The organism is Hymenobacter lutimineralis (genome assembly GCF_008271285.1).
GTDB lineage: Bacteria > Bacteroidota > Bacteroidia > Cytophagales > Hymenobacteraceae > Hymenobacter > Hymenobacter lutimineralis.
On the sequence record NZ_VTHL01000008.1, the window covers coordinates 22,831 to 45,805 of the forward strand.

At 59.1% G+C, this 22,975-nt stretch carries 25 protein-coding genes; 17 read left to right on the plus strand and 8 right to left on the minus strand.

Annotated features, from left to right (window positions below):
• Positions 1–229 precede the first annotated feature (229 nt).
• Entirely contained in the window at positions 230–778 is a 549-nt protein-coding gene (locus FY528_RS09205; protein WP_149070709.1) for a hypothetical protein, read from the plus strand.
• 295 nt (positions 779–1,073) lie between these two features.
• Positions 1,074–3,203, plus strand: coding sequence for a prolyl oligopeptidase family serine peptidase (locus FY528_RS09210; RefSeq protein ID WP_149070710.1), 2,130 nt, complete (start codon positions 1,074–1,076; stop codon positions 3,201–3,203).
• Between the two features lie 86 nt (positions 3,204–3,289).
• Here the strand turns inward: FY528_RS09210 and FY528_RS09215 are convergent, their stop codons facing one another.
• The 4 genes from FY528_RS09215 to FY528_RS09230 all read right to left on the minus strand — a co-directional run bounded on the left by FY528_RS09215 (position 3,290) and on the right by FY528_RS09230 (position 6,312).
• Positions 3,290–3,925 (minus strand): HAD family hydrolase, encoded by a 636-nt coding sequence (locus FY528_RS09215; RefSeq protein WP_149070711.1) that lies wholly within the window; start codon positions 3,923–3,925, stop codon positions 3,290–3,292.
• Between the two features lie 81 nt (positions 3,926–4,006).
• Entirely contained in the window at positions 4,007–5,053 is a 1,047-nt protein-coding gene (locus tag FY528_RS09220) for a methyltransferase domain-containing protein (protein WP_149070712.1), read from the minus strand.
• 103 nt (positions 5,054–5,156) lie between these two features.
• Complete coding sequence (locus tag FY528_RS09225) at positions 5,157–5,534, minus strand: DUF3037 domain-containing protein (RefSeq protein ID WP_149070713.1); 378 nt, start codon at positions 5,532–5,534, stop codon at positions 5,157–5,159.
• Positions 5,521–6,312 carry a HipA family kinase gene (locus tag FY528_RS09230; RefSeq protein WP_149070714.1) on the minus strand — a complete coding sequence of 264 codons (792 nt, stop codon included), beginning with the start codon at positions 6,310–6,312 and terminating at the stop codon, positions 5,521–5,523. The genes FY528_RS09225 and FY528_RS09230 overlap by 14 nt, the downstream gene beginning before the upstream one ends.
• 123 nt (positions 6,313–6,435) lie before the next feature.
• Here FY528_RS09230 and FY528_RS09235 point away from each other — a divergent pair, with 123 nt between their 5' ends.
• The gene (locus FY528_RS09235; protein ID WP_149070715.1) at positions 6,436–7,389 is read left to right on the plus strand and encodes a 1-phosphofructokinase family hexose kinase; all 954 of its coding nucleotides are present in this window, start codon (positions 6,436–6,438) and stop codon (positions 7,387–7,389) included.
• Positions 7,390–7,561: 172 nt separating this feature from the next.
• Here FY528_RS09235 and FY528_RS09240 read toward each other — a convergent pair whose 3' ends face one another.
• Positions 7,562–8,296 carry a DUF72 domain-containing protein gene (locus tag FY528_RS09240; RefSeq protein WP_149070716.1) on the minus strand — a complete coding sequence of 245 codons (735 nt, stop codon included), beginning with the start codon at positions 8,294–8,296 and terminating at the stop codon, positions 7,562–7,564.
• A gap of 267 nt (positions 8,297–8,563) precedes the next feature.
• Here FY528_RS09240 and FY528_RS09245 point away from each other — a divergent pair, with 267 nt between their 5' ends.
• Positions 8,564–9,487, plus strand: coding sequence for a manganese catalase family protein (locus FY528_RS09245; protein WP_149070717.1), 924 nt, complete (start codon positions 8,564–8,566; stop codon positions 9,485–9,487).
• A gap of 106 nt (positions 9,488–9,593) precedes the next feature.
• Here the strand turns inward: FY528_RS09245 and FY528_RS09250 are convergent, their stop codons facing one another.
• From FY528_RS09250 to FY528_RS09260, 3 genes are read right to left on the minus strand one after another with little or no spacing between them, the layout of a single operon-like run.
• Complete coding sequence (locus tag FY528_RS09250; RefSeq protein WP_197748839.1) at positions 9,594–10,325, minus strand: DUF72 domain-containing protein; 732 nt, start codon at positions 10,323–10,325, stop codon at positions 9,594–9,596.
• An 18-nt stretch (positions 10,326–10,343) separates the two neighbouring features.
• Positions 10,344–10,847, minus strand: a complete 504-nt coding sequence (locus FY528_RS09255) for a DUF2243 domain-containing protein (RefSeq protein WP_149070718.1) — start codon at positions 10,845–10,847, stop codon at positions 10,344–10,346.
• Positions 10,840–11,073, minus strand: coding sequence for a hypothetical protein (locus tag FY528_RS09260; protein ID WP_149070719.1), 234 nt, complete (start codon positions 11,071–11,073; stop codon positions 10,840–10,842). Before FY528_RS09260 ends, FY528_RS09255 begins: the two co-directional genes overlap by 8 nt.
• Before the next feature lie 336 nt (positions 11,074–11,409).
• Between FY528_RS09260 and FY528_RS09265 the strand changes: the two genes are divergently transcribed.
• The 13 genes from FY528_RS09265 to FY528_RS09320 all read left to right on the plus strand — a co-directional run bounded on the left by FY528_RS09265 (position 11,410) and on the right by FY528_RS09320 (position 22,826).
• Positions 11,410–11,985, plus strand: coding sequence for a hypothetical protein (locus FY528_RS09265; protein WP_149070720.1), 576 nt, complete (start codon positions 11,410–11,412; stop codon positions 11,983–11,985).
• A gap of 52 nt (positions 11,986–12,037) precedes the next feature.
• A complete protein-coding gene (locus FY528_RS09270) occupies positions 12,038–12,586 on the plus strand; it encodes a hypothetical protein (protein ID WP_149070721.1) in 549 nt (182 codons plus the stop codon).
• A gap of 246 nt (positions 12,587–12,832) precedes the next feature.
• Positions 12,833–13,582 (plus strand): subclass B1 metallo-beta-lactamase, encoded by a 750-nt coding sequence (gene bla / locus FY528_RS09275; protein WP_373281613.1) that lies wholly within the window; start codon positions 12,833–12,835, stop codon positions 13,580–13,582.
• A 158-nt stretch (positions 13,583–13,740) separates the two neighbouring features.
• Complete coding sequence (locus FY528_RS09280; protein WP_149070723.1) at positions 13,741–14,679, plus strand: DUF808 domain-containing protein; 939 nt, start codon at positions 13,741–13,743, stop codon at positions 14,677–14,679.
• Between the two features lie 672 nt (positions 14,680–15,351).
• Positions 15,352–16,047, plus strand: a complete 696-nt coding sequence (locus FY528_RS09285) for a hypothetical protein (RefSeq protein WP_149070724.1) — start codon at positions 15,352–15,354, stop codon at positions 16,045–16,047.
• 118 nt (positions 16,048–16,165) lie between these two features.
• Entirely contained in the window at positions 16,166–16,405 is a 240-nt protein-coding gene (locus tag FY528_RS09290; RefSeq protein WP_149070725.1) for a hypothetical protein, read from the plus strand.
• Complete coding sequence (locus FY528_RS09295; protein ID WP_149070726.1) at positions 16,402–16,860, plus strand: type II toxin-antitoxin system VapC family toxin; 459 nt, start codon at positions 16,402–16,404, stop codon at positions 16,858–16,860. The genes FY528_RS09290 and FY528_RS09295 overlap by 4 nt, the downstream gene beginning before the upstream one ends.
• A 110-nt stretch (positions 16,861–16,970) precedes the next feature.
• A complete protein-coding gene (locus FY528_RS09300; RefSeq protein WP_149070727.1) occupies positions 16,971–17,744 on the plus strand; it encodes a hypothetical protein in 774 nt (257 codons plus the stop codon).
• 124 nt (positions 17,745–17,868) lie between these two features.
• A complete protein-coding gene (locus FY528_RS21225; RefSeq protein WP_187632060.1) occupies positions 17,869–18,033 on the plus strand; it encodes a hypothetical protein in 165 nt (54 codons plus the stop codon).
• Entirely contained in the window at positions 18,023–18,595 is a 573-nt protein-coding gene (locus tag FY528_RS09305) for a hypothetical protein (RefSeq protein ID WP_149070728.1), read from the plus strand. The genes FY528_RS21225 and FY528_RS09305 overlap by 11 nt, the downstream gene beginning before the upstream one ends.
• A gap of 139 nt (positions 18,596–18,734) precedes the next feature.
• Positions 18,735–21,350, plus strand: a complete 2,616-nt coding sequence (gene clpB / locus FY528_RS09310; RefSeq protein ID WP_149070729.1) for an ATP-dependent chaperone ClpB — start codon at positions 18,735–18,737, stop codon at positions 21,348–21,350.
• Positions 21,351–21,585: 235 nt separating this feature from the next.
• Positions 21,586–21,777 carry a hypothetical protein gene (locus tag FY528_RS09315; protein WP_149070730.1) on the plus strand — a complete coding sequence of 64 codons (192 nt, stop codon included), beginning with the start codon at positions 21,586–21,588 and terminating at the stop codon, positions 21,775–21,777.
• 263 nt (positions 21,778–22,040) lie between these two features.
• Complete coding sequence (locus FY528_RS09320; RefSeq protein WP_149070731.1) at positions 22,041–22,826, plus strand: hypothetical protein; 786 nt, start codon at positions 22,041–22,043, stop codon at positions 22,824–22,826.
• Positions 22,827–22,975: the final 149 nt, after the last annotated feature.

The following is a 22,975-nucleotide window of genomic DNA, read 5'->3' on the forward strand; positions in this document are numbered from 1 at the left end:
GGTTTAATATCTGAAGCAATCTAATACCTCTTATAAGCATACACTGGCAACAAACTGAATATTAGCGTGATATAATATAAACATTCGCTAATTCCATGTTAATATTTCTATATATGTCCGCTAGCGCGTTATTTTAAAAAATATTTTTCGAAATTACAACCCCATTTTTAGGATCACGTTATAATCCATATCATGCCAATCAGGGCATTTCACTATACATCTTACCATCATGAAAGCTTTACCCTTTTTCCCGACCACTCTTGCGCTCGGCGCATCCCTGTTTTTCGCCAGCTGCTCCAAAGAGTCCGACAACATACAGCCCCTTGCCGCTACCCAGGAAAGTTCTATTCGTGGTGGAAACGGCAATGGTAGCACAAATGGTAACGGAGCCATTGGCGAAGCCCGTCCTCTCCCCTGCGACACGTATAACTACCACATGGTTTACAATGGCAACGGGAATGGCACCTGGATCCAAGACGTGGTGCGCACCGAATACATGACACGTAAGCTATTGAACCTCAACTATGAGGTATTCATGCAACAAACTAAGTACACCATTACTCCCTCCGGAAAGGAAACTTCTGTATGGGAAGGCACTTTGACAGAAAAAGCTGATATTCCGACCGCACAAACTACTTTCCTCTCGGAAGCGTGGTCAGAATGCGGCAAGCACTACGCGTCAGAGTGCAAAAAATTTGCTAATGGCAAGATTATGCTCACCCTGGTACATGACCCTGCAAACCAAGCGTCAGCTTCAAGCCAGGGCCAGGGTAACTAGGTCAGTATCAGCCTAACCAAGGTGCCACTAGGCAGTGTAGAAAAATCCTATATTTCAAAGTATAGGATCTTTCTACACTGCCTAGTGGCGCTTTTTTGTACGATACTGCTAGTTGGGCAGCTGGCACGCAACCCACGGAAGAATATACCCGCTGGCTGCTTTTACAAAGAGTACCGGTCTTGGGACAACCTGATTATGGTCAGGCAACAGGTAGATGTTTTCGGCTTGAAGGAGGAGAATCTGCGGAATGCGCCATAATTTGAGCATCCATCCCTTTCACCCGTCCACCTACTCCATGAAACACGTTAGTACGGCGCTGGCGGCGCTGCTGGCCGGCACCTCAGCCCTGGCTCAAAACGCCATTAAGCCCCTTTCTTACCCTCAGACGCGCAAGGTCGACACCGTCAACACCTACTTCGGCACGAAGGTGGCCGACCCCTACCGCTGGCTGGAAGACGATCAGTCGGCCGACACGAAAAGCTGGGTACAGGAACAGAATAAGGTAACGCAGCAGTACCTCAGCCAGATTCCGTACCGCGACGCCATCCGCAAGCGCCTGGAAACGCTGTGGAACTACGAGAAATACAGCGCCCCCTTCAAGGAAGGCAAGTACACCTACTTCTACAAAAACACGGGGCTGCAAAGCCAATCGGTGCTGTACCGGCAGGCGGGCACCGGTGCACCGGAAGTGTTTCTTGACCCCAACCAGTTTGCCAAGGACGGCACTACCTCGCTGGCCGGCATCAACTTCACCAAGGACGGCTCCCTGGCCGCCTACCAGATATCGGAGGGCGGCTCCGACTGGCGCAAGGTGATTGTGCTGCAAACCGCCGACAAAAAGCAGGTAGGCGACACCTTACGCGACGTGAAGTTCTCGGGCCTGGCCTGGCAGGGCAACGACGGGTTCTACTACAGCTCCTACGACAAGCCCCAGGCCGGCAGTCAGCTGGCCGGCAAAACGCAGTACCACAAGCTCTACTACCACAAGCTCGGCACGCCCCAGAGCACCGATAAGTTAATTTTTGGAGGCGAAAAGACCCCGCGCCGCTACGTGGGGGCCTCGCTCACGGAAGACGAGCGTTTCCTGATTATCACGGCCGCCAACACCACGACCGGCAACGAGCTGTATCTCCAGGACCTGAGCAAGTCCGGCAGTGCCATTATGCAGGTCGTGGACAACGAGAAAAGCAGCGTGGATGTGGTGGACAATGTGGGCAGCAAGCTCTATATCGCCACCAACCTGAACGCACCCAACAACCGCCTAGTAACGGTAGACGCAGCGAAGCCCCAGCCCGCGAACTGGAAAGACCTGATTCCGGAAACCAAAAACGTGCTGACGGTGAGCACCGGCGGCGGCAAGATCTTCGCCAACTACCTCAAAGATGCCACCACGCTCATTGAGCAGTATGATATGAACGGCAAGAAAGAGCGCGCCATTCAGCTGCCTTCGGTGGGCACGGCCTGGGGCTTCGGCACCAAGAAGGAAGAAAAGGAAACGTACTACACCTTTACGTCTTACATCTACCCGCCCACCATCTTCCGGTACGATATTGCCACCGGCAAATCGGAGGTGTACAAGAAAACCAACGTGCAGTTCGACCCCAGCCAGTACGAGTCGAAGCAGGTGTATTACACGTCCAAGGACGGCACCAAGGTGCCTATGATCATCACCCACAAGAAAGGGCTGGCGCTGAACGGCAAAAACCCCACGCTGCTTTATGCCTACGGCGGTTTCAACGCCAGCCTCACGCCCAGCTTCGGCACTTCCACCATTGTGCTGCTCGAAAACGGCGGAGTGTATGCTGTGGCCAACCTGCGCGGGGGCGGCGAGTACGGCGAGAAATGGCACCTGGCCGGCACCAAGCTGCAAAAGCAGAACGTATTCGACGACTTTATTGCCGCCAGCGAATATCTGATCAAAAGCAAGTACACCTCCAAGGACTACCTCGCTATTTCGGGCGGTTCCAACGGTGGCCTGTTGGTGGGCGCCGTGATGGCGCAGCGGCCTGAACTCTTTAAAGTAGCTTTCCCGGCCGTGGGCGTGATGGACATGCTCCGCTACAACCAGTTCACGGCCGGCGCTGGCTGGGCCTACGACTACGGCACGGCCCAGGACTCCAAGCCCATGTTTGAGTACCTCTACAAGTATTCGCCTTACCACGCCCTCAAGCCTGCCAGCTACCCCGCCACCCTAGTCACCACCGCCGACCACGACGACCGGGTGGTACCCGCGCATTCATTTAAGTTTGCGTCCCGCCTGCAGGAAATGCAGAAAGGCGGCGCGCCGGCTCTTATCCGCATCGAAACCAAAGCCGGCCACGGCGCGGGCCGCTCCACCGCTCAGGTTATCAGCGAGCAGACCGACAAGTGGGCCTTCCTGTTCCAGAACATGGGCCTGACGCCTTACCAGACTCCAGCCAACTAACCCAGGCTACTGGTTCTCAGCAAACGAGCCGGCTTCTGTGGAGGCCGGCTCGTTTTGTTTACAGATTACAGGAGGTTCCAAACCGCTTATAGCAGCTTCAACAAATCGGCTGGTTGGCTGATGCGCTGGGGAGCCTCCGCGGCGGGGACCTGGCCAAAGCCGTACTCGGCGAAGATAAACGGCACCCCAGCCAGCTGGCTGGCTTCAAAGTCACTGCGCGTGTCGCCCACGTACACGGGCGCTTGTAGGTGGAAGTTGGTTACTACCTCTTTGATATTCTCAGCTTTCGGCAGGCCTTTAGTACCGAAGCACTGGTGCCCCTCGAAATACGGCTCTAGCTGGGTGTGTTGAAAAAAGGCCTCGATGTAGCCCGTCTGGCAGTTACTCACGATAAATAGGCGGTAGCGCGCCGCCAGGTTGCGCACCGTATCGGCCAGGCCGGGATACGGGGTGCCGCCGAATTGCCGGGCGTGGTGCAGCTCTTGTTCAGCGCAGATGGCCTTGAACTCGTCGCGCTTCTCGGCGGGCAAAGAGGGGAACAGCTTGTCGTACACAGCGCTGAACGGCTGCCCAGTTACGGCTTCCACGTCGGCAACCGTCACGGTATCCGAAATATAGTCGACACTGCCGGCCGCTTGCTGGAAGGCTTGCGTAACGGCTTTGGTGGCATTCCACAGGGTACCGTCGAGGTCGAAAATGATACTGTCTATAGGGTGAGACATATGCTAGAAAACAGTAAAATACCCGGTTTCACCAGTGCGGAAAAGCTGATAGAATGAATGCTGGAGCGACGTATACGCTTCTCAGCAACCACAGGAAGCAGCAGCCTCACCAGCAACTGCGGCGGCTGGGGCGGGGCCGCAGGGAAACAGGCCAAAATGCTGCTCTTTGCTGCCGAGCACCCGGAAGTGGGCGCCGTAGCGGGTCTGGGAAAGCATATCGGCCGTGTTACCGCACACCAGCACCGGCCGGCCGGTTTCGAAGGTATGGTGGTCGTCGAGCACGAAGCGGTGCGGCTCCCCGGGCACGGTGCCCAGGTAGGTGGCCACCTGCCCGAAGTCTTCGCACTGGTCTTCGAGGTCGAGCTTGAAGGCGCGTACCGTAAGCGAGTAGAACTTAATGTTGCCCACCTTCTGCTCAATCTCCTCGTTATCAATGGAGAGCTGGCGCTTGGCTGTGAGGCGGTAGTCGTGCACGCCCAGCTGGCGCAGCAGGCGGCGGAAGTCCTCGATGTACATAGCCCCGCTCAGGCACTCCCCGTACAGCACCGGGTCCTGACGCAGGCTTTCGGGCACGCGGCGGTCGGCAAACACGTCGGCAATGTATAGCTCCCCGCCGGGCTTTAGCACCCGGAATATCTCGCGGTAGGTAGCCGTTTTGTCGGTGCTCAGGTTCAGCACGCAGTTGCTTACTACCAGGTCTACGCTGTTGTCGTCGAGGTCGGCGGTGCGCAGATCTTCGATGTAGCCTTTGCGGAACTCAACGTTGGGCCGCTGGTAGCCGAACGTGCGGGTGTGGGCGTCTACGTGGCGGCGGGCCACGGCCAACTGCTCCTCGGTCATATCTACCCCAATCACATGTCCCTGCTCCCCTACCAGCTTCGAGAGCAGGAAGGCGTCGCGGCCCGAGCCGGAGCCCAGGTCGAGCACGGTGCAGCCTTCAATGGCGGCCGGAATGCACACCCCGCAGCCGTAATACTTTTCCAGCACTTCGCTTTCCAGCGTCGCCAGAATCTTTTTGTGCGCGGCCGGGATGTCGTCGGTGCAGCAGGCGTTGGTTTTTAGGTCCTGGCTGGTGCGCAGCTCGGTACCGTAGTAGTCCTGCACTTGCTGCTGAATGTCGTTTTCCATGATGAATGGCGAATAAGCGAAAGAAGCGTTGCCGGGCAACGTACGTAAAGAAGACACGCGCGGGGTAGAGACGTAAGCTGTTGCTGCTCTTCAGCGTATCGGCTTACTCTACTAGTTGGGCGTAGAGTCGGGCCAGGGTGGCAGCGGGGTCTTCACACAAACCAGGGTGCACGGGCGAAGTTTGCACCAGCGTGCTGCGCGTGGCCGTGAGCCAGCGGAACCGCGAAGCCACCGGCAGCTGCCCGATGGGTCCGCCGTGCCGCCGTCCCTGGCAGATTCGCTCGAAAGAGCGCAGCCGCTCGGTCAAATCATCCACGTCCAGCTCACAATGAGTGAAGGCGCGCAGCCGGGCCTCGGGCACGCAGTAGCGGCACTCCAGAAAGCCCTGGGAAGCGCAGTACACGATGACACCCACATTGAGAAATTCTTCGCGCTCTACCCGCGGCACAATGCGCAGCACGGCGTACTCAAACAAGTGCATGGCGGGCGGTTGTAGCTTCCTGAACAAAGATTTCGGACGCAGCCAGGCGGTTTTCCAGGAACTGCACGTAGTTGGCGCGCTGCTGCTCGGGCGTGAGGTCGGGCTCCTGCAGCCACTCGTCGGGCACCAGGGCCACGATGGCGCGCAGGCGTTCTGGGGTGAGGCGGGTGTGCCCTTCGGCATCGGCCCACGCCAGCTCGGCAGCCTGGGGCAGCAGCACGTGGTCTTTCACCTGGGCAAACGGCCGGTTTTTGACCTCGGCCCAGCCCGGCCCGATGTGGTGCACGTACAGGGCCGCACCGTGGTCGATAAGCCACAGCTCCCGGTGCCACATCAGCAGGTTGGTGTTGCGGGCGGTGCGGTCCACGTTCAGGGTCAGGCAGTCGAGCCACACAATGAGCGAGGCTAGTTGCGGCTCGATGGTCTTGACAAGCGGGTCGAACGTAATGGCCCCGCTGAGGTAGTGCAGGGCCAGGTTCCGGCCGGTGCTGGCACGCAGCAGGTCCTGGATTTCCTCGTCGGGCTCGGTGCGGCCAAAGGCTTCGTTGAGCTCGATGAACACCAGCTCGGGCACGCGCAACCCCAAAGCCCGGGCCAGCTCGCCCACAATCAGCTCGGCTACCAGCGCCTTCAGGCCCTGGCCGGCACCCCGAAACTTCACCACGTACAGAAAATTGTCGTCGGCCTCCACCAGGGCGGGCAACGAGCCGCCTTCGCGCAGGGGCGTCACGTAGCGCGTCACGTTTACGGTGCGCAGCTCAGGAATATCAACCGGCATAGAGCGGAGAACAAGTGTAGCCGCAAAAAACGCACAATTCCGCCAGTTGTTCGGAAGCCGCCCCGCAACCCCACCGCCAAACCGCAGTACATTCACCGATACAACCCTGATTTTCTTGCGCGCATGGCTTCCATCGTAACGCTCACGCTGAACCCCACTGTGGACAAAAGCACCACGGCCGACCAGATCATTCCCGACCAGAAGCTGCGGTGCGCGGCGCCCAAGTTCGAGCCCGGCGGGGGTGGCATCAACGTGTCGCGGGCCCTTAAGCGCCTCGGGGCCGACTCGGTGGCGGTGTTTCCGGTGGGCGGCCCCAGCGGCCAGCTGCTGCGGGAGCTCCTCACCCAGGAGCAGATCCAGCAGCAGCCGGTGGAAACAGTAAGCCGCACCCGCGAGAATTTCATCGTGGTGGACGCCCGCACTGGCCAGCAATACCGCTTCGGCATGCCCGGCACCGAGCTTTCGGAGCAAGAGCAGCAGCAGGTGCTGACCACACTACGCAACCTGCCCACCGTGCCCGATTTCCTGGTTATCAGCGGCAGCCTGCCGCCCGGCGTGGAGCCGGAGTTTTTGGTGCGCATTGTGCGGGCCGCTAAGCAAATGGGCATCAAAGTAGTGGTTGATACCTCGGGGCCGGCCCTGCACCGCGTGCTGGAAGAAGGCGTGTACCTGGCCAAGCCCAACGTGGGCGAGCTAAGCAAAATGGCCGGCGTGGAGGAGCTGGATAACGAAGCCGTAGCTGAAACCGCCCAGCGCCTGGTGCGCGAGGGCAAAGCCGAAATCCTGGTGGTGTCGCTCGGCCCCCAGGGCGCCTGCGTGGTCACCCGGGACTCCACCCACCACGTGCCCGCCCCCGCCGTGAAAAAGCGCAGCACCGTGGGCGCCGGCGACTCGATGGTAGCCGGTCTGGTTTACGGCCTGTCCACGGGCCTGTCGGTACGCGAAACGGCCCGTCTGGGCGTGGCCTGCGGCACGGCAGCCACGATGAACCCCGGAACCGAGCTGTTCCGCAAAGCCGACGTGGACAAGCTTTATCAGTGGCTCTTGCAGCAGGCCCAGCCCGGGGTAGCAGCGTAGCGGCTAGGTTCTAAGGAAAGTCAGGAAACAGCCCACATGCCGAGCAGGTGGCACATCAAGCCAGTAGCCGAGGCCTCTTGCGCACTAACGTTGCCAAAGTAGCTGTCTGCTGCGGCTCCGCTCAGCATGACGTTCTTTTAGGGCCTTCCTCAAACCCCGTGAGGGCAACTTTTTACTTCTCCCCTACCAGTGCCTGCAGTTGCCGGGCATTCACCACGCCGGCGCCCCCGATGCCGTTGTTGAAGTACACGTAGGCCTCCCGTACGCTGGATTCTGCCTGAATCTGCTGAGCTACGCCAGCCAGGAATTCCTCAGAGTATGCCGACGTATAGAGCACCGGCACCCCGTGCAGGCGGTAGTACACCTGCGGCGTGTTTACTACCACCTCATTGGGCAGGGCGGCGGGGTAGCTCTGGCCCACGAAGCTGATGCCGTGCCGGGCCAGGGTGCGGAAGATTTCTCCCGTCCACCAGCTCGGATGCCGGAACTCCAGCACGTTGTGAAAATCGGGGTCGAGGTGTTCCAGGATGCGGCCCAGCAACTCCTCGGTGTAGGTGGCCTTGGGTGGGAGCTGAAACAGTACAGGCCCCAGCTTTTCGCGCAGTCCTTCGCGCACCGTGCCGTAGAAATCGGCCAGAATGGGGCCACATTCCGCGTTGAACTTCTTATAGTGCGTCACGGGGCGCGGGGCCTTCACGGCAAACCGGAAGTCGGTGGGGCTTTGCTCATACCAGCCCTCAAACACCTTCAGTTCCGGCATCCGGTAGAAGGTCACGTTCACTTCCAGGGTGTTGAACTGGGTGCAGTAGTAGGCAAACCACTTGCGCGGTGGCAGCCCCTCGGGGTAGAGTACGCCCTTCCAGTCGCGGTACGAGAAGCCAGAGCAGCCAATGTAGTAGGTGGGCATAGCAGGTAGCGTAGGTGTGAGGCTTCTACGCAGGCGGCGCCCGGCAGGCACGGTCGATGCCCTATTTGTTGGCCATTGGCGACCCAGAAAAGCCGGTCATAGATGCGTCTGTTACCGTCGAGCCGCCAAATTCTGCACGCGACCGGGCCTGTTGGCCTGCGTATGCTTTTCTGTATCAGACCTGAATAGTGCAGTTGGCGCCCCCACGTGGCGTATCCGGGCTTGGCCCCTCCCCCGACCTTCTTTCACCTTCTTACTTTCTTTCCGATGATTCTTCGTCTCGATGAGTTGGCGCTTGATTTGCCAAAACCCAAAAATCCCTCGGCCAACGATGCTGCCGCTATTCAGGAGCTGCTGGGCGGCAAATTCGGCGAAATGAGCACGCTGATGAACTACACGTTCCAGTCGTTCAACTTCCGGGGGCGCGACCGGCTTCGGCCCTTTTACGCCCTCACGTCGGCCATTGCGGCCGAGGAGTATTCGCACATCGAGGCCGTCAGCTACGCCATCAACCTGCTGCTCACCGGCGTGACGGAGCGCGGCAAAGACCCTAAGTCGGGCCCCCTCTCCGATGCCGTGGATGCCCGCAATACCTACCACTTTCTGGCCAGCGGCCAAGCCGCCCTACCCTTCGACTCGATGGGCAACCCCTGGACGGGGCAGTACGTGAACAGCTCCGGCAACCTGCGCCTCGACCTGCTGCACAACTTCTTCCTGGAGTGCGGAGCCCGAGCCAACAAAATCAAGGCCTACGAAATGGTAACCGACCCCTGCGCCCGCACCATGGTAGGCTACCTGCTGGTGCGCGGTGGTCTGCACGTGTACGCCTACGCCAAGGCCCTGGAGGTTATTACCGGCGTCGATGTGAAGAAAATCATGCCGGTGCCGCCGCTGTCCAATGCCAAGTTTCCCGAGGCCCGCAAGTTTATGGAGCACGGCCTGCACCGCCAGCTTTACACCTTCTCGCCCAACGCTTACGCCGAGGCAGGCCTGATCTGGAACGGCGTGCATCCCGAAGACGGCTCCCCACTGGAAGTGGTGCAGGGTGCTATTCAGGGGGTGCCCTACCCCGTGCTGGAGCAAGAGCCCCAGCTTTCCTCGCCCGGCGAAGACGACTTCGACCCCGAGATGTTCAAGGACATTGCCAAGAAGCTCGGCCTCGCCGATGAGTGGAAGCAGCGCCACGGCTAGGCTCTTGGATTTATATCCATCAACACGAAAGCGGGCCGGCTCCAAGGAGCCGGCCCGCTTTCGTGTTGATGGAGCGAACCGCACTATCTTTTCGAGCCGCACAGCCTTATTGCCCCACCAGGGCCCGCAGTTGCTTGGCATTGCCGATGGCGGAGGCGTCGATGTCGTTGTTGAAGTAGCAGTACATTTCCTGCAGCGGTGCTCCGGGCTCTTGTACGTCCTGCACCAACCGGCGCAGAAACCCCTCGGAGTAGGGCGAGCGGTACAGGTCGGGGGCCCCGTGCAGGCGGTAGTAGCCCACGGGCGCGGTGCGCACCAGTTCGTCGGGCAGCAGGGGGTGGCTTTGACCGCAGAAACTCACGCCGCGGGCAGCCAGGGCCTGGTACACTTTCCCCGTCCACCAGCTGGGGTGGCGGAACTCCAGCACGTTGCGAAAGGCCGGGTCCAGGCTGTCGAGGATACGGGCCAGCCGCTCCTCGGTATAGGCAGCCTTGGGCGGGAGCTGAAACAGCACGGGCCCCAGCTTCTCGCGCAGCCCTTCCTGCAGGGTGCCGTAGAAATCAGCCAGCAGCCCGGCCGTATCATGGAACTGCTTGTAGTGCGTAATCAGGCGCGGGGCCTTCACGGCAAACCGGAAACCCGGTGGGCTGGCCGCGTACCAGCCTTCCGCAAACGAAAGCTGCGGAAACCGGTAAAACGTCACGTTTAGCTCCAGGGTGCTGAAGTGCTGGCTGTAGAACTCAAACCACCGCCGCTGGGGCAGCTTTTCGGGGTAGAATGCGCCCTTCCAGTGGCGGTAGTGGTAGCCAGAGCAGCCAATAAACCAGTCAGGCAGCATAATAGATGCAGTAGAGGGTTAAGTCCTACGCGTGCCGCGCACCGCCGTGTCGTGGCGGCCGGCCCGCACCAGCCCGTAGCCAGCCAGCAGCAGCAGCGCCCCAAACCCCAGGAAGGCCATATCCCAGGGCAGTTTGTCAGCGGCGTACTCATTCACGTGGTGCAAGCCCAGCAGGGCGTGGTCAATGAGCCCCTCTACCACGTTGAACAAGCCCCAGCCCAGCAGCAACCCACCCCCCAGCGTACGACCCGACCACGGCACGTCGGCCCGGCTCCCGGCCGCCCACAGCAGGCGCAGTCCTACCGCCGTCAGCACCCACACAGCCGCGTGAAATACCCCGTCCCAGTACATATTCACCTTGGCATTAATCAGGTTGTCGGGTGGGAGCTGGTTCGAGAGCATGTTGTGCCACTGCAGGATCTGGTGCAGCACAATGCCATCCACGAAACCGCCCAGGCCCGCCCCAAGTAACAACCCGGCCGCTACCAGGGGCGCGCGGTGCAGCGTGATAGAGTCAGTCATGCGGGGCGGGGGTAAACGTGAAACGACGGCGAATGGCGGGAGCGAAAAACACGCCTACTCCTACCAGCAGCAACACGCCCACCGGCAGCAGCAGCATGCCAAGTTGCTGGGCGTAGCCAGGGCCGTGAATGGCCGCCTGCACCCGCGGCCGGCACACCGGGCAGGCAGAGGTACTGGCTGGCAGCAGGACCAGGAAAAGCCCGCAAAAATTCAGGAACAGCTTCATTGGCAGATAGCCCAGCCAGTAACAGCGGTGCAGCCAGTGAAACGCAGCCGGGCAGTGGGGAGTTAACGTCGAGGTTAATCCACCCCAGGCGTCGCACCCAATTCTGCCACGTCATCGGGGTCGGCAAACGTAGCCTGAGCGGGTCGTTGTGGCGGCACGCATTTCTCTTATCCGGAAGCAGCTGTAGCGAAGAGCAATATTTTATTTGCATATAACTTTGAAATACAAAGTTCTTTTACATCCTTTGCATCGATCCGGGTCCACTGCTTAAAGCAGTTGGCTACCATGTAGTTGCCCAGACACTTGTTTTCAACCTCCTTTCTTATTTCTACCATCATGTCTCTCACCAAAAGCCTTGTTCGGGTTGCGCTGGCTACGGCCTTGCTGCTCCTCATCCCGCTGGTGGCTATGCAGTACACCACCGAAGTAAACTGGACTCCATCTGACTTTGTGTTTGGCGGCGTGGTGCTATTCGGAGCGGGTTTCACGTTTGTGCTCATTGCCCGCATGGGCAACAATGGCACCTACCGGTTAGGTGCCGGCGTAGCCGTCTTGGCCGGGTTGCTGCTCGTGTGGGCCAATGCCGCCGTGGGGCTTGTGGGGAGCAACGACAACCCCGCCAACCTCTTGTATGGCGCAGTACTGGGCGTGGCCGTCATTGGGGGGGTGGTGACCCGCTTCCAGCCCCGGGGCCTGTCGAACGCCATGTTTGCGGCGGCGCTTACGTATCTGGTCGTTACTGCCATTGCCATGTTTGTGTGGCCGCCGGCCCCCGGCACCGAGGAGCCCTCGGCCTACTTCGTGAACGTATTGGTTGCTAATGGCGTGTTCGCGGCGCTGTGGGCGGTAGCCGGGCTGCTGTTCCGCCGGGCCAGCAACACCGACGCGTCCTCTACCCCGCGCCTGGCCTAGCCCAACCACGCCCCCAACTACTTATCTTCTCAAACTCTTTCGCTTCCCTGCCATGACCCTCCATAAAAATCTACTGCGCCTGGCCCTGGCTGTTGCGCTGCTTTTACTTATTCCCCTCGTAGCCATGCAGTTCAATACCGGCGTCAACTGGAGCGTAGCTGATTTTGTCGTGGCTGGTGTACTGCTGCTGGGCACAGGGCTCGTGTTTCTGCTAGTAGCCAGCCGCACCCGCCCCCGCGCCTACAAGCTGGCGGTAGGGATAGCAGTAGCGGCGGCCCTGCTGCTCGTGTGGGGCAACCTGGCGGTGGGCTTTATCGGCAATGAAGACAACCCCGCCAACCTGCTGTACGGCGGGGTACTAGTGGTGGGCTTTATCGGCGCCGTAGTGGCTCAGCTTCGGCCACAGGGCATGGCGCGGGCGTTGTTTGCCACGGCGCTGGCGCACGTTGCCGTGCCGTTCGTGGCTATGCTCATCTGGCGGCCTGAATTAACAATGGGGGTATTGTGGGTAGTGGTGCTGAATACCCTGTTTGCGGGCTTGTGGGTGGCCTCGGCCCTACTGTTCCGCCGTGCTGGCGCGACGGAACAGCAGGCCGCCTAAGTACCCGCTGCTACCAGCACCTAAAGGCGGCTGCGCAGCTACTCCCCACAGCTGGGGCAGTAGCCGCGCAGCCGCCTTCATGCATGGCGGTGCCGCCGGCCTGCTGTGCAGTAGCGCAGCAAAACGGTAGGTCCAAACCGGGTGACTGGCCGTTTGGATGCGTTGGGCAACCAAGACCCCTGGAACTGGCACCACGCCCCGAAGTATCTTGGGGCCGCCAACCAGGCTTTCCGCTTATTTCCGCTCATGAACTTCCTGCTCGTTCTTTCCCTTCTGGCCGCCGTTGCCAGCTCCGGCCCTCACCTGCCCCGGGCTTCCGGCTCCGAAAAAATAGTGTACCAGTCCGCCACCCTGACCATCACCCAGGTAGCGCCCAACAGCTACGTGCATACTTCTTTTCTGCAAACCCAGACCTTCGGCAAAGTGCCCTGCAACGGCCTGGTGGTGAAAAGCGGCGAGGAAACCGTGGTGTTCGATACGCCCACTGGCGACAAAGAATCCGGGGAGCTGATTGCCTGGATAAACGGGGAGCTGCACTGCCGGGTGAAGGCCGTGGTGCCCACCCACTTTCACGAAGACTGCGTGGGCGGCCTCCCCGAGTTTAAGCGTCAGCACATTCCCTCCTACGCCCACAAAAAGACTATTGCCTACGCCCGGCAGCACCAGTTCCACGTGCCCCAGCGCGGCTTCAACGGCCGCCTCACCCTCAAGGTAGGCTCGGCCCGGGTGTACGTCACCTTTTTTGGGGAAGGCCACACCCGCGACAATGTAGTCGGCTATTTCCCCGCCGACGAAGTACTGTTTGGGGGCTGCCTGATCAAGGAGCTGCAGGCGGGCAAGGGCAACCTGGCCGATGCCAACGTGCCGGCGTGGCCCGCCACGGTGACCCGGGTAAAGCAGGCCTACCCCACCGTGCAGGTGGTAGTACCCGGGCACGGCGCCGTGGGTGGCCCCGACCTGCTCGACTACACCATCCGGCTTTTTCAGCAGCCCTGATGCTGCGGCCGCTCCTGGCCGGCCCACCTGATCTACGTCCCGCCGCTCCGCCGTGCGCGGCCCGGTTGCCGAAATCAGCCCTAACTTGCCGCGCAGCTATTCGGCGCCAAAACGCGTACTCAGCTGAAAACAAGATTTACGTCACAACCACAGACTACATGGCATCAGGGTTTTTCGCGCTATTGGACGACATTTCCGCTTTGGTAAAAGTAAGCGCCGCCAGCTTAGACGACGTGCCCGCTCAGATTGCCAAGACCACCGGCAAAGTTTCCGGCATTGTTATCGACGATACCGCCGTGACGCCCAAGTACGTGGTGGGCCTCGACCCCTCCCGGGAGCTGTCCATTATTTACCGGATAGCCAAAAAGTCCCTGATCAACAAGCTGTTTATTCTAAGTCCCGCCGCCCTGGTGCTCGGGTATTTTGCGCCCTGGGCCATTACGCCCATTCTCATGCTGGGCGGCGCCTACTTATGCTTCGAGGGGTATGAAAAGGTGCATGGCATGTTCAGCAAGCACCCCGAGGTAACGGCCGAAACCGAGCAGCTAAAAACCATTACCCCCGAGGAGCTGGAGCAGGAGCGGGTGGCCGGGGCCGTGCGCACCGACATCATCCTGTCGGCCGAAATCATGGCCATTGCCTACAGCCAGGTCACCGACCAGCCCCTCACCAACCAGATTGCCGTGATGCTGGCCGTGGCCGTGTTCATCACCGTGGCCGTGTACGGCTTTGTGGGCCTCATCGTGAAGGCCGACGACATCGGCGTCCACCTGGCCCAGGACAAATTTCACCCCGGCACCCAGAAATTCGGGCGCGGCCTCGTCAAATTCATGCCCCACTTCCTGAACCTCCTCAGCTACGTGGGCACCGCCGCCATGCTCTGGGTCGGTGCCGAAATCATTGCCCACGGCATCCCGTTCACGGCCCATCTGCTCCACGAGCTGGAAGTGTCGCTAGCCCACCTGCCCATCGTGGCCTGGCTGGCCAAAGCCCTGAGCTGCGCCCTGGGCGGCTTGCTCATTGGCTTCGTAGTGGAGAAGCTGGTGCACGTGGCCAAGAAGCTATTCGGCAAAGGCAAACAGGAACAGGCGGCCTAAGCAATTTCTGGTAGCTTCTTCGCGCTGCACTGGCTGCTGGCGAAACCTGGGCTAAGTCCGCACCCAGGCAGCCAGGCTATGCGCCGCAACCAACAACAAACACCGTAGGCAGTAAAAAACAACGGCTGTCCTGCTGAGCGCAGCCGAGCCAGCGGAAGCCCCATGCCAGTTGGGCAGAGGCTGCCCGCGTCCTGACGTTGAACGCGCCTGCCGTGCAAACCGCCGCGCTTTCCCGCTTACCGCCTACGGCTGCCCATTGCTCGCCAAAAGCCCGCCGCACGAATAGCAAAACGCCCGCCACCGGATTCCCAAAGTCCCGGCTGCCGCGCCAATCGTTCCGGGGTATGTTTCACGGTTCCGGCTTCGGTTTCAGGCGCTCCGGCCTATGTTTCATTGGTTCCGGCCTTTGTTTCAAGTGTTCCGGGTTATGGTTCACTCGTTCCGGCCCCGGCGCCGGTCGTTCCGGGGTATGTTTCACCGGTTCCGGGTGCGGACACGGCCGTCCCGGCCCCGGTTTCAGGCGTTCCGGCTCCAGCACCGGGTTTTCCCGGTCGGTGCTTTGAAATAGCGCCGCAATCCGCTATTCTTATTCCATTATCGCGCCGCTACCTTATTCGCCTATTGCCGTCTGTCGCATTCTTCATTTCTCATCCTTTATTCTTCCTTTTCCTTATGCTTACCGCCCGACAAGACAACCGCCTCACGGCCGCCGAAAACGTGTCTGCCGCCCTGGCTGAGGCCGCCCCTACCTACACCGCCGACAAGGCCCTGCAGAAAATCCGCACCGACCTCGACGCCCTGCTCGCCACCCTCAAGCCCCTGCGCCAGCAGGGCCTGCGCACCGCCAGCCAAGGCGCCTCCAAGACCAAAAGCCAGCGCCGCCACCTGCTAGCCACCGCCGCGGCCGAAGTAGCCGGCGACGTGTACAGCTACGCCACCGACCAGCAAAACCGCACCCTGCAAACCAGCGCCGACTACAACTACTCCACCCTCAGCAAGCTGCGCGCTACCGCCCTGGCCGATCTGGCCCAGCACATCTACGACGAGGCCACCACCCACAAAACCGCCCTCGCCGACTACGGCCTCACCCCCGCCCGCCTCACCGAGCTGCAAACGGCCCTCACCAGCTTCAACGGCGGCAAAAACGACCCGCGCCAGCAAATCAGCGAAGGCAAAGCCACCCGCCTCGCCATCAAAGACCAGTTCGCCCAGCTCGCCACCCTACTCGAAGACCGCCTCGAACGCAGCCTGCGCAAATACGCCCGCTCCGCCCCCGCCTTCTACCAGCGCATCCAGGCCGCCCGCATCGTAGTAGACCGCCCCGGCAGCCACCCAGGCGGCGAAGAGACGCCGGAGCAGCCGGGGTAACGTACAACAGAATCAATACTCCCGCCCGCTGCCCCTGCCGCTGAAGAAACGGGAGCTTCTGTGTAACTTACCTTCAGAAGCGGTATCGTTTCACTTCGTCATTCAGCATCTTTCCGTTATGACTACCACCCTCGTTTTAGAGCCAACCAACGATTCTGACCTGCATTTGCTGCTGAGTCTGGCGCAGCGACTGGGCGTAAAAGCCACGGCTTCACCCGCCGCCAAGTTGTCCTTGGAAGAACGGGAGCGTAAGTTCTTTGCCCTGTTTGGGGCTTGGGAATCGGATGAAACTGGGGACGAAATCAACGAGATGTTGCAGAAGTCTCGCCAGAGCAACCGCCCTGACATCGAGCTATGAGCGCTGGCTATTTGCTCGATACCAACATCTGTGTCCATTTTTTACGAGGAGAGCACCGGCTCGACGAGAAGCTGGCCGCAGTCGGTTTGGTACAGTGCTTCGTGTCCGAAATCACTATTGCGGAACTGCTATTCGGCGCGGCCAACAGTGCTCCATCTTGGCAAGCCCGTCAACGTAAGCAAGTAGCGGAGTTTCGGGAGTTATTTGCCGAGCAGGTGCTCCCCATCGGGCCTGCGCTGGAAATATTTGCCGACCAGAAAGCCGCCTTGCGGCGAAGTGGCCGGCCAGTCGATGACTTTGATTTGCTCATCGGCAGCACCGCCCTGGCACACGGCCTCACCCTCGCCACCCGCAACACCCGCCACTTCGTAGAGCTCACGGGCATCCGGCTGGAGAACTGGATTGATGCGCCGCTTAGCCAAAAAGAACTAGACGAGGCAGCTAATGCTTTTTAATTACACGTAAGTCAAGTCAGTTTCACATGAAGATGCACTCACTAAACTCTAAAATTAGTTTCGGTCATCACAAAGGACGTACCATTGGGCACATATATACCGGAAGCCCCATGCTTATAGCCCTTTACGCTCAGAACCTTTTGATTGAATCTACAAAATTGATACTTAGAAAGGAATCTTACCTCGAAAATAGCGACGTTATAGCGTTTAATTTTGAAAACATAGACAAAAGCACTTTACAAGATTTTCTAAATTCACTCTCTATTCATAATATAACATACACATCTGAAATACATGAAAACAACAGACTTACAGTAACAGCATTTAATCCAGACCATACTATTAACAAAACATTTTCAAAATTAGGTTTTGATATAGTAAAAGAATATCTCACTCAGGATTTATCGCCACAAGAAGTTAGCTCAGGAATATATACCCGAGCCTTGAATTCAATTAATACCACAGATAACGCATGCCAATATCATCAAGCATTAAGAAAAGTTGAATTGTATGAAGCAAATCCACTATACATATTTTGGTGTATCAAAAATATCAAGTCATTCTACTTGGATGGAAACAAGGACAATATTCCTTTAGTTACCAATCTACCATGCTTTTATCTAAACTCATTTACAGCCTCGTATTCTTCTGAAGATTCAGCCATTTTCAATCCATTGATTGAAGCCACAAAAATGGCTATATATAAGAATACGATAGAAGAAAATTATAAAAAACTTCTAAAATATGATTCGCAGGATTTCACCTACCAAGACAATAATGATACAGATGATGTATATAAGCAGGCATTTGATGAACTAACCGATGGTCAATATGGGGAGTATGGAGGATATAACGACAGTATAAATGATCATATTGGTTTGTGATATACACAGACTTCGAAGTACCGCAACTACCCACCGGATTCATACCACGTCACTCGCCCATCTTACATCTATTGAACCATTCACCATACCTTCGCAGTATTACAACTGCTTAATCCTCTGCATTATGGAAACTACCAACCTCCCCCCCCAGCCAGCCTCATTGCCCAAGCTCACCAAAGAGCAGCGGCTGGCCCAGGCCCGCGCATACGCCAGCCAACTCAAGTTCGACACGTTGAGCGAGGAAGATTTAGTTCGGCTGCGCCGCAATGCCTACAAATATGCTATTTGAGCGCGATTTAGGCGAAGGCTACCCGTTCCATTACCGCAAAGGGCCGTCCCACAAAGACGGCCCTTTGGTTTGCACCCATTACTACACGTTTCGCACCCGCAAAAACAAACGCTACGTGGTGGAGGCCGAGCAGTATCAACACCACGTGTACGTGCTCAAGTATTACCCGCTGGCGCTAAAAGCTTCGTCCAATCGGTTCCGGCTGCTGGTAAACGACGGCGACGCGTTCCGCATTCTTACTACCTGCACGCAGATTTTCCTGGATATCTGCCGCCGCGCCCCTTTTGCTTCAGCCGGTTTCGTGGGCGAAGCTCTGTTGGGTGAGGGTCGAGCTACGACCAAGCGGTTCCGGGTATACCTCAATATGGTCACGGCTTTCGTGGGCCCAACGCGGTTTATTCACCACCCTATGCCCAAAATCAGCGCCTACTTCCTGGAAAACAAAGCCAACCCGGAACCGCAGTTGCTGACGCAGGTAGAGCAAATGTTCCGGGAGCTATACATTGTTCCGGAAGCGTTGGAACAGCCAAAACCGGACTTTTTACGTGGTACGGCAGGATAGAATCGGAAAATTTGGCTGTTTCCCACAAGGCAAATACCTATTTAACCGCCAAAACGTCAGTAAGACCCCTCTCGCACCCCGTTTGCTAGTCACTGCGTAGAGCTTCCAACCCGAAGCCACCTACTAAGACCTAGCAGCTATGAACTTCAATAACTTCACCATCAAGGCCCAGGAGGCCGTGCAGAAGGCCACCGAAATTGCCGGCGGCCATCAGCAGCAGGCCATCGAAACGGGCCACCTCCTGAAAGCCCTCTTTCAGGTGGATGAAAACGTGACCGGCTTCCTCGCCAAGAAGCTCGGCGCCAACCTCAATATCCTCACCCCCCGCCTCGATGCCCAGGTAGAAGCCTACCCCAAGGTAAGCGGCGGCTCCCCCTACCTCGCCAACGAGGCCGCCAACGCCGTGCAGCGCGCCAACAACTTCCTCAAGGAGTTCGGCGACGAGTACGTAGCCGTAGAGCACCTGCTGCTGGCCCTCGTCGATGGCCGCGACGCCACCGCTACCCTGCTCAAGGACACGGGCTTCAACACCAAAGACCTCAAAGCCGCCATCAAAGAGCTGCGGGGCGGCCGCAAAGTCACCTCGCAATCGGCCGAGGACCAGTACCAGAGCCTGAACCGCTACGCCCGCAACCTCAACGAGCAGGTGCGCACCGGCAAGATGGACCCGGTTATCGGCCGCGACGAGGAAATCCGCCGCGTGCTCCAGATTCTCTCGCGCCGCACCAAAAACAACCCCGTGCTGCTCGGGGAGCCCGGCGTGGGCAAAACCGCCATCGTGGAGGGCCTGGCCCAGCGCATCGTGGCCGGCGACGTGCCCGAGAACCTCAAGGACAAGGTCATCATGTCCCTGGACATGGGTTTGCTCATCGCCGGCGCCAAGTACAAAGGCGAGTTCGAGGAGCGCCTCAAGTCCGTCATCAAGGAAGTCACCGACTCCGAAGGCCAGATCATCCTGTTCATCGACGAGATGCACACCCTGATCGGGGCCGGCGCGGGCGGCGAGGGCGCCATGGACGCGGCCAACCTGCTCAAGCCCGCCCTGGCCCGCGGCGAGCTGCACGCCATCGGCGCCACCACCCTCAAGGAGTACCAGAAGTACATCGAGAAGGACAAGGCCCTGGAGCGCCGCTTCCAGGCCGTGATGGTGGACGAGCCCACCATTGAGGACGCCATCAGCATCATGCGCGGCATCAAGGAGAAGTACGAGCTCCACCACGGGGTGCGCATCACCGACGACGCCGTCATTGCCGCCGTGGAGCTGTCGAGCCGCTACATCACCGACCGCTTCCTGCCCGACAAGGCCATCGACCTGATGGACGAAGCCGCCGCCAAGCTCCGCATCGAGCTGAACTCCATGCCCGTGGAGCTCGACGAGGTGCAGCGCCGCATCATGCAGCTGGAGATTGAGCGCGAAGCCATCCGCCGCGAGGAAAACAAGGACCGCGAGGCCGTGCTCAACAAGGAGCTGGCCGAGCTGTCGGAAAAGCGCGACTCCCTGAAAGCCCGCTGGCAGGGCGAAAAGGACGTGCTGACCAACATCCAGACGGTGAAGGAAAGCATTGACCGCTTCAAGGTGGAAGCCGAGCAGGCCGAGCGCCAGGGCGACTACGGCCGCGTGGCCGAGCTGCGCTACGGCAAAATTCAGGAAGCCGAAGCTCAGCTCAAAACCCTGCAGGAGCAGGCCAACGCCAACAAGGACGGCGGCTCTATGCTGCAGGAAGTGGTAACCCACGAGGACATTGCCGAAGTAGTAGCCAAGTGGACCGGCATCCCGGTGAGCAAAATGCTGCAGTCGGACCGCGAGAAGCTGCTCAACCTCGAAGCCGAGCTGGGCAAGCGCGTAGCCGGTCAGCAGGAAGCCATTGCGGCCATCAGCGACGCCGTGCGCCGCTCCCGCGCCGGCTTGCAGGACCCCAAGCGCCCCATCGGCTCGTTTATCTTCCTCGGCACGACGGGCGTCGGTAAGACGGAGCTGGCCAAAGCCCTGGCCGAGTACCTGTTCAACGACGAGAACAGCATGGTCCGCATCGACATGAGCGAGTACCAGGAGCGCCATGCCGTGTCGCGCCTGATCGGGGCGCCTCCCGGCTACGTGGGTTATGACGAAGGCGGGCAGCTTACCGAGGCCGTGCGCCGCAAGCCCTACTCGGTCATCCTGCTCGATGAAATCGAGAAGGCCCACCCGGACGTGTTCAACATCCTGCTGCAGGTGCTCGACGACGGCCGCCTTACCGACAATAAGGGTCGGGTGGCGAACTTCAAGAACACCATCATCATCATGACCTCGAACACCGGCGCCGACATCATTCAGCGCAATTTCAAGGAGCTGAACGAGTACAACCACGAAGAAGTGGTGGACCGCACCCGCGAGGAAGTGGTGGAGCGCCTGAAGCAGCACATGCGCCCCGAGTTCCTGAACCGCATCGACGAAATCGTGATGTTCCAGCCCCTCAAGCGCAAGGAAATCCGCCGCATCGTCGACATCCAGTTCAAGCAGATTCAGCAGCGCCTGGAAGAAGCCGGCATCCGCCTGGAAGCCACCGACGAGGTGCTCGACTTCCTCGGCGAGCAGGGCTTCGACCCGCAGTTCGGTGCCCGCCCGCTCAAGCGCGTGCTGCAGCGGGTAATCCTGAACGAGCTGTCCAAGGAAATCCTGAGCGGCAAAGTGTCGAAGGATGCCGTGGTGGAAGCCGTGCTCGAAGACGGGCAAGTGCATTTCAACAACGTGGACGTGGAAATCCCCGGCGTGTAACCTCATAAATGGCTGATAAAAAGCCCTGCTAGTACCCATACTGGCAGGGCTTTTTTCTTACTCACTAAGGCCACCAATCAAAAATGGTCGTCATGCTGAGTGGAGTCGAAGCATCTCTACCGCTTCGCCTGCCCCGATTCAACGAAGCGGTAGAGATGCTTCGACTCCGCTCAGCATGACGTTCTAAAGGTGCCAGCCACTTTTTGCACTTGCTCCCCACACAGCTTACGCCTCTATGGAAAAGCTCAAGAAGTTCCTGCGCCTGCTCGGCCTGATTGCCATGCTGCTGCTGGCTGCCGCGGGCGTAGGCCTCACGGGTGCCGCCCCCATTCACCAGAAGCGGGAGCGGTTCATCGATACCCAACCCCAAACGGAGCAGGTAGATAAGAAGGAAAACGAGGAAAGCCAGGAGCTCGGGCAGGAATAGAACGTCCTGCTTCATCTAGCGTCCACGAAGTCGAAGCATGTCTGTCGCTACTGATGCCGCACGTCAGGCCCCTAGCCGCTTTAAGGCCTTTGCGTACTACTGCGCCGCTCAAAATTTCCTAAGCCTTGCCGATGCGGCCTCGTAAGTTGCCGCGGCAAAAGCAGCTCGTAACCGGCAGCCCAAATAGCCAGCTGTATGGGAGCTGATTTTGCCGCGCTGGCTGGTTTGCGGCGCGGCGCTGTCTTCCGCTTGCCGCTAGCAACATGAAACGCATCCACCTGTTTGAGTTTGAAGACTTCGCTTGGTTTCCTAACACCCTGCGCATCGGCCTGACGCGGCTGATTGTGGTTATGCACAAGCTGCTGGGCTCGTCGGCGGACTTGCAGCAGCTGCTCGGGCGGGCCTTGGCGCACTCGGAAAGGGCGGCCATCGTGGACCTTTGCTCGGGCAGCGGCGGACCCATGCTGGAAGCGTTCCAGGCGCTGAAGCAAGAGCCCGGCCGGCAGCACCTGCAGCTCACCCTCACGGACCTGTACCCCAATCTGGAGCTGGCGGCTCGCATCAACGGTCAGAAAGCCGGCATCCGCTACGAAACCCGCTCCATTGATGCCACCCGCGTAGATGCGGAGCTGCGCGGTGTGCGCACCATGATCTGCAGCCTGCACCACATGCGGCCGGAGGTAGCGCGCGGCATTCTGCAAGACGCGCGGGACCAGCACCAGCCCATCTGCGTGTACGAAATCAGCGACAACAGCTTCCCGATTAGCCTGTGGTGGTTGGCCTTGCTGCCCAACTTCCTGATGGTCCTGTTCATCACGCCCTTTGCGCGGCCCCTCACGCTCCGGCAGCTGTTTTTCACTTATATAGTTCCGGTTATCCCCCTTTGCTTTGCCTGGGACGGCGCCGTTTCCAACGCCCGCACCTATACACTAGCGGATATGGCTATACTGCTCGAAGGACTGCAAGCAACCGACTACACCTGGAAAACCGGCCGCATCGCGGGCAAAGCAAAAAAGCTCTACCTGCTGGGCCTGCCCAAAGCGCACTAACTTACCTCAGGGGACTCAGCTCCTATGCGCCAGCAGCGGCCACGGTTTATAGATACCAAGCCCTAGGCGGTATAAGTTGACAAGAAGGAGAACACGGAAGTAAGGACTAAGTCAAAAGTGTAATAGACTCCGCTGCCTTAAAACCAAAG

Coding starts and splice junctions, on each gene's coding strand:
- FY528_RS09205 (WP_149070709.1), top strand. CDS start 230: ATGAAAGCTTTACCCTTTTTCCCGACCACTCTTGCGCTCGGCGCATCC.
- FY528_RS09235 (WP_149070715.1), top strand. CDS start 6,436: ATGGCTTCCATCGTAACGCTCACGCTGAACCCCACTGTGGACAAAAGC.
- FY528_RS21225 (WP_187632060.1), top strand. CDS start 17,869: ATGGAAACTACCAACCTCCCCCCCCAGCCAGCCTCATTGCCCAAGCTC.
- FY528_RS09280 (WP_149070723.1), top strand. CDS start 13,741: ATGGCATCAGGGTTTTTCGCGCTATTGGACGACATTTCCGCTTTGGTA.
- FY528_RS09230 (WP_149070714.1), bottom strand. CDS start 6,312: ATGCCGGTTGATATTCCTGAGCTGCGCACCGTAAACGTGACGCGCTAC.
- FY528_RS09305 (WP_149070728.1), top strand. CDS start 18,023: ATGCTATTTGAGCGCGATTTAGGCGAAGGCTACCCGTTCCATTACCGC.
- FY528_RS09225 (WP_149070713.1), bottom strand. CDS start 5,534: ATGCACTTGTTTGAGTACGCCGTGCTGCGCATTGTGCCGCGGGTAGAG.
- FY528_RS09245 (WP_149070717.1), top strand. CDS start 8,564: ATGATTCTTCGTCTCGATGAGTTGGCGCTTGATTTGCCAAAACCCAAA.
- FY528_RS09315 (WP_149070730.1), top strand. CDS start 21,586: ATGGAAAAGCTCAAGAAGTTCCTGCGCCTGCTCGGCCTGATTGCCATG.
- FY528_RS09220 (WP_149070712.1), bottom strand. CDS start 5,053: ATGGAAAACGACATTCAGCAGCAAGTGCAGGACTACTACGGTACCGAG.
- FY528_RS09300 (WP_149070727.1), top strand. CDS start 16,971: ATGCTTATAGCCCTTTACGCTCAGAACCTTTTGATTGAATCTACAAAA.
- FY528_RS09215 (WP_149070711.1), bottom strand. CDS start 3,925: ATGTCTCACCCTATAGACAGTATCATTTTCGACCTCGACGGTACCCTG.
- FY528_RS09260 (WP_149070719.1), bottom strand. CDS start 11,073: ATGAAGCTGTTCCTGAATTTTTGCGGGCTTTTCCTGGTCCTGCTGCCA.
- FY528_RS09320 (WP_149070731.1), top strand. CDS start 22,041: ATGAAACGCATCCACCTGTTTGAGTTTGAAGACTTCGCTTGGTTTCCT.
- bla (WP_373281613.1), top strand. CDS start 12,833: ATGAACTTCCTGCTCGTTCTTTCCCTTCTGGCCGCCGTTGCCAGCTCC.
- clpB (WP_149070729.1), top strand. CDS start 18,735: ATGAACTTCAATAACTTCACCATCAAGGCCCAGGAGGCCGTGCAGAAG.
- FY528_RS09265 (WP_149070720.1), top strand. CDS start 11,410: ATGTCTCTCACCAAAAGCCTTGTTCGGGTTGCGCTGGCTACGGCCTTG.
- FY528_RS09240 (WP_149070716.1), bottom strand. CDS start 8,296: ATGCCCACCTACTACATTGGCTGCTCTGGCTTCTCGTACCGCGACTGG.
- FY528_RS09295 (WP_149070726.1), top strand. CDS start 16,402: ATGAGCGCTGGCTATTTGCTCGATACCAACATCTGTGTCCATTTTTTA.
- FY528_RS09270 (WP_149070721.1), top strand. CDS start 12,038: ATGACCCTCCATAAAAATCTACTGCGCCTGGCCCTGGCTGTTGCGCTG.
- FY528_RS09290 (WP_149070725.1), top strand. CDS start 16,166: ATGACTACCACCCTCGTTTTAGAGCCAACCAACGATTCTGACCTGCAT.
- FY528_RS09210 (WP_149070710.1), top strand. CDS start 1,074: ATGAAACACGTTAGTACGGCGCTGGCGGCGCTGCTGGCCGGCACCTCA.
- FY528_RS09285 (WP_149070724.1), top strand. CDS start 15,352: ATGCTTACCGCCCGACAAGACAACCGCCTCACGGCCGCCGAAAACGTG.
- FY528_RS09250 (WP_197748839.1), bottom strand. CDS start 10,325: ATGCTGCCTGACTGGTTTATTGGCTGCTCTGGCTACCACTACCGCCAC.
- FY528_RS09255 (WP_149070718.1), bottom strand. CDS start 10,847: ATGACTGACTCTATCACGCTGCACCGCGCGCCCCTGGTAGCGGCCGGG.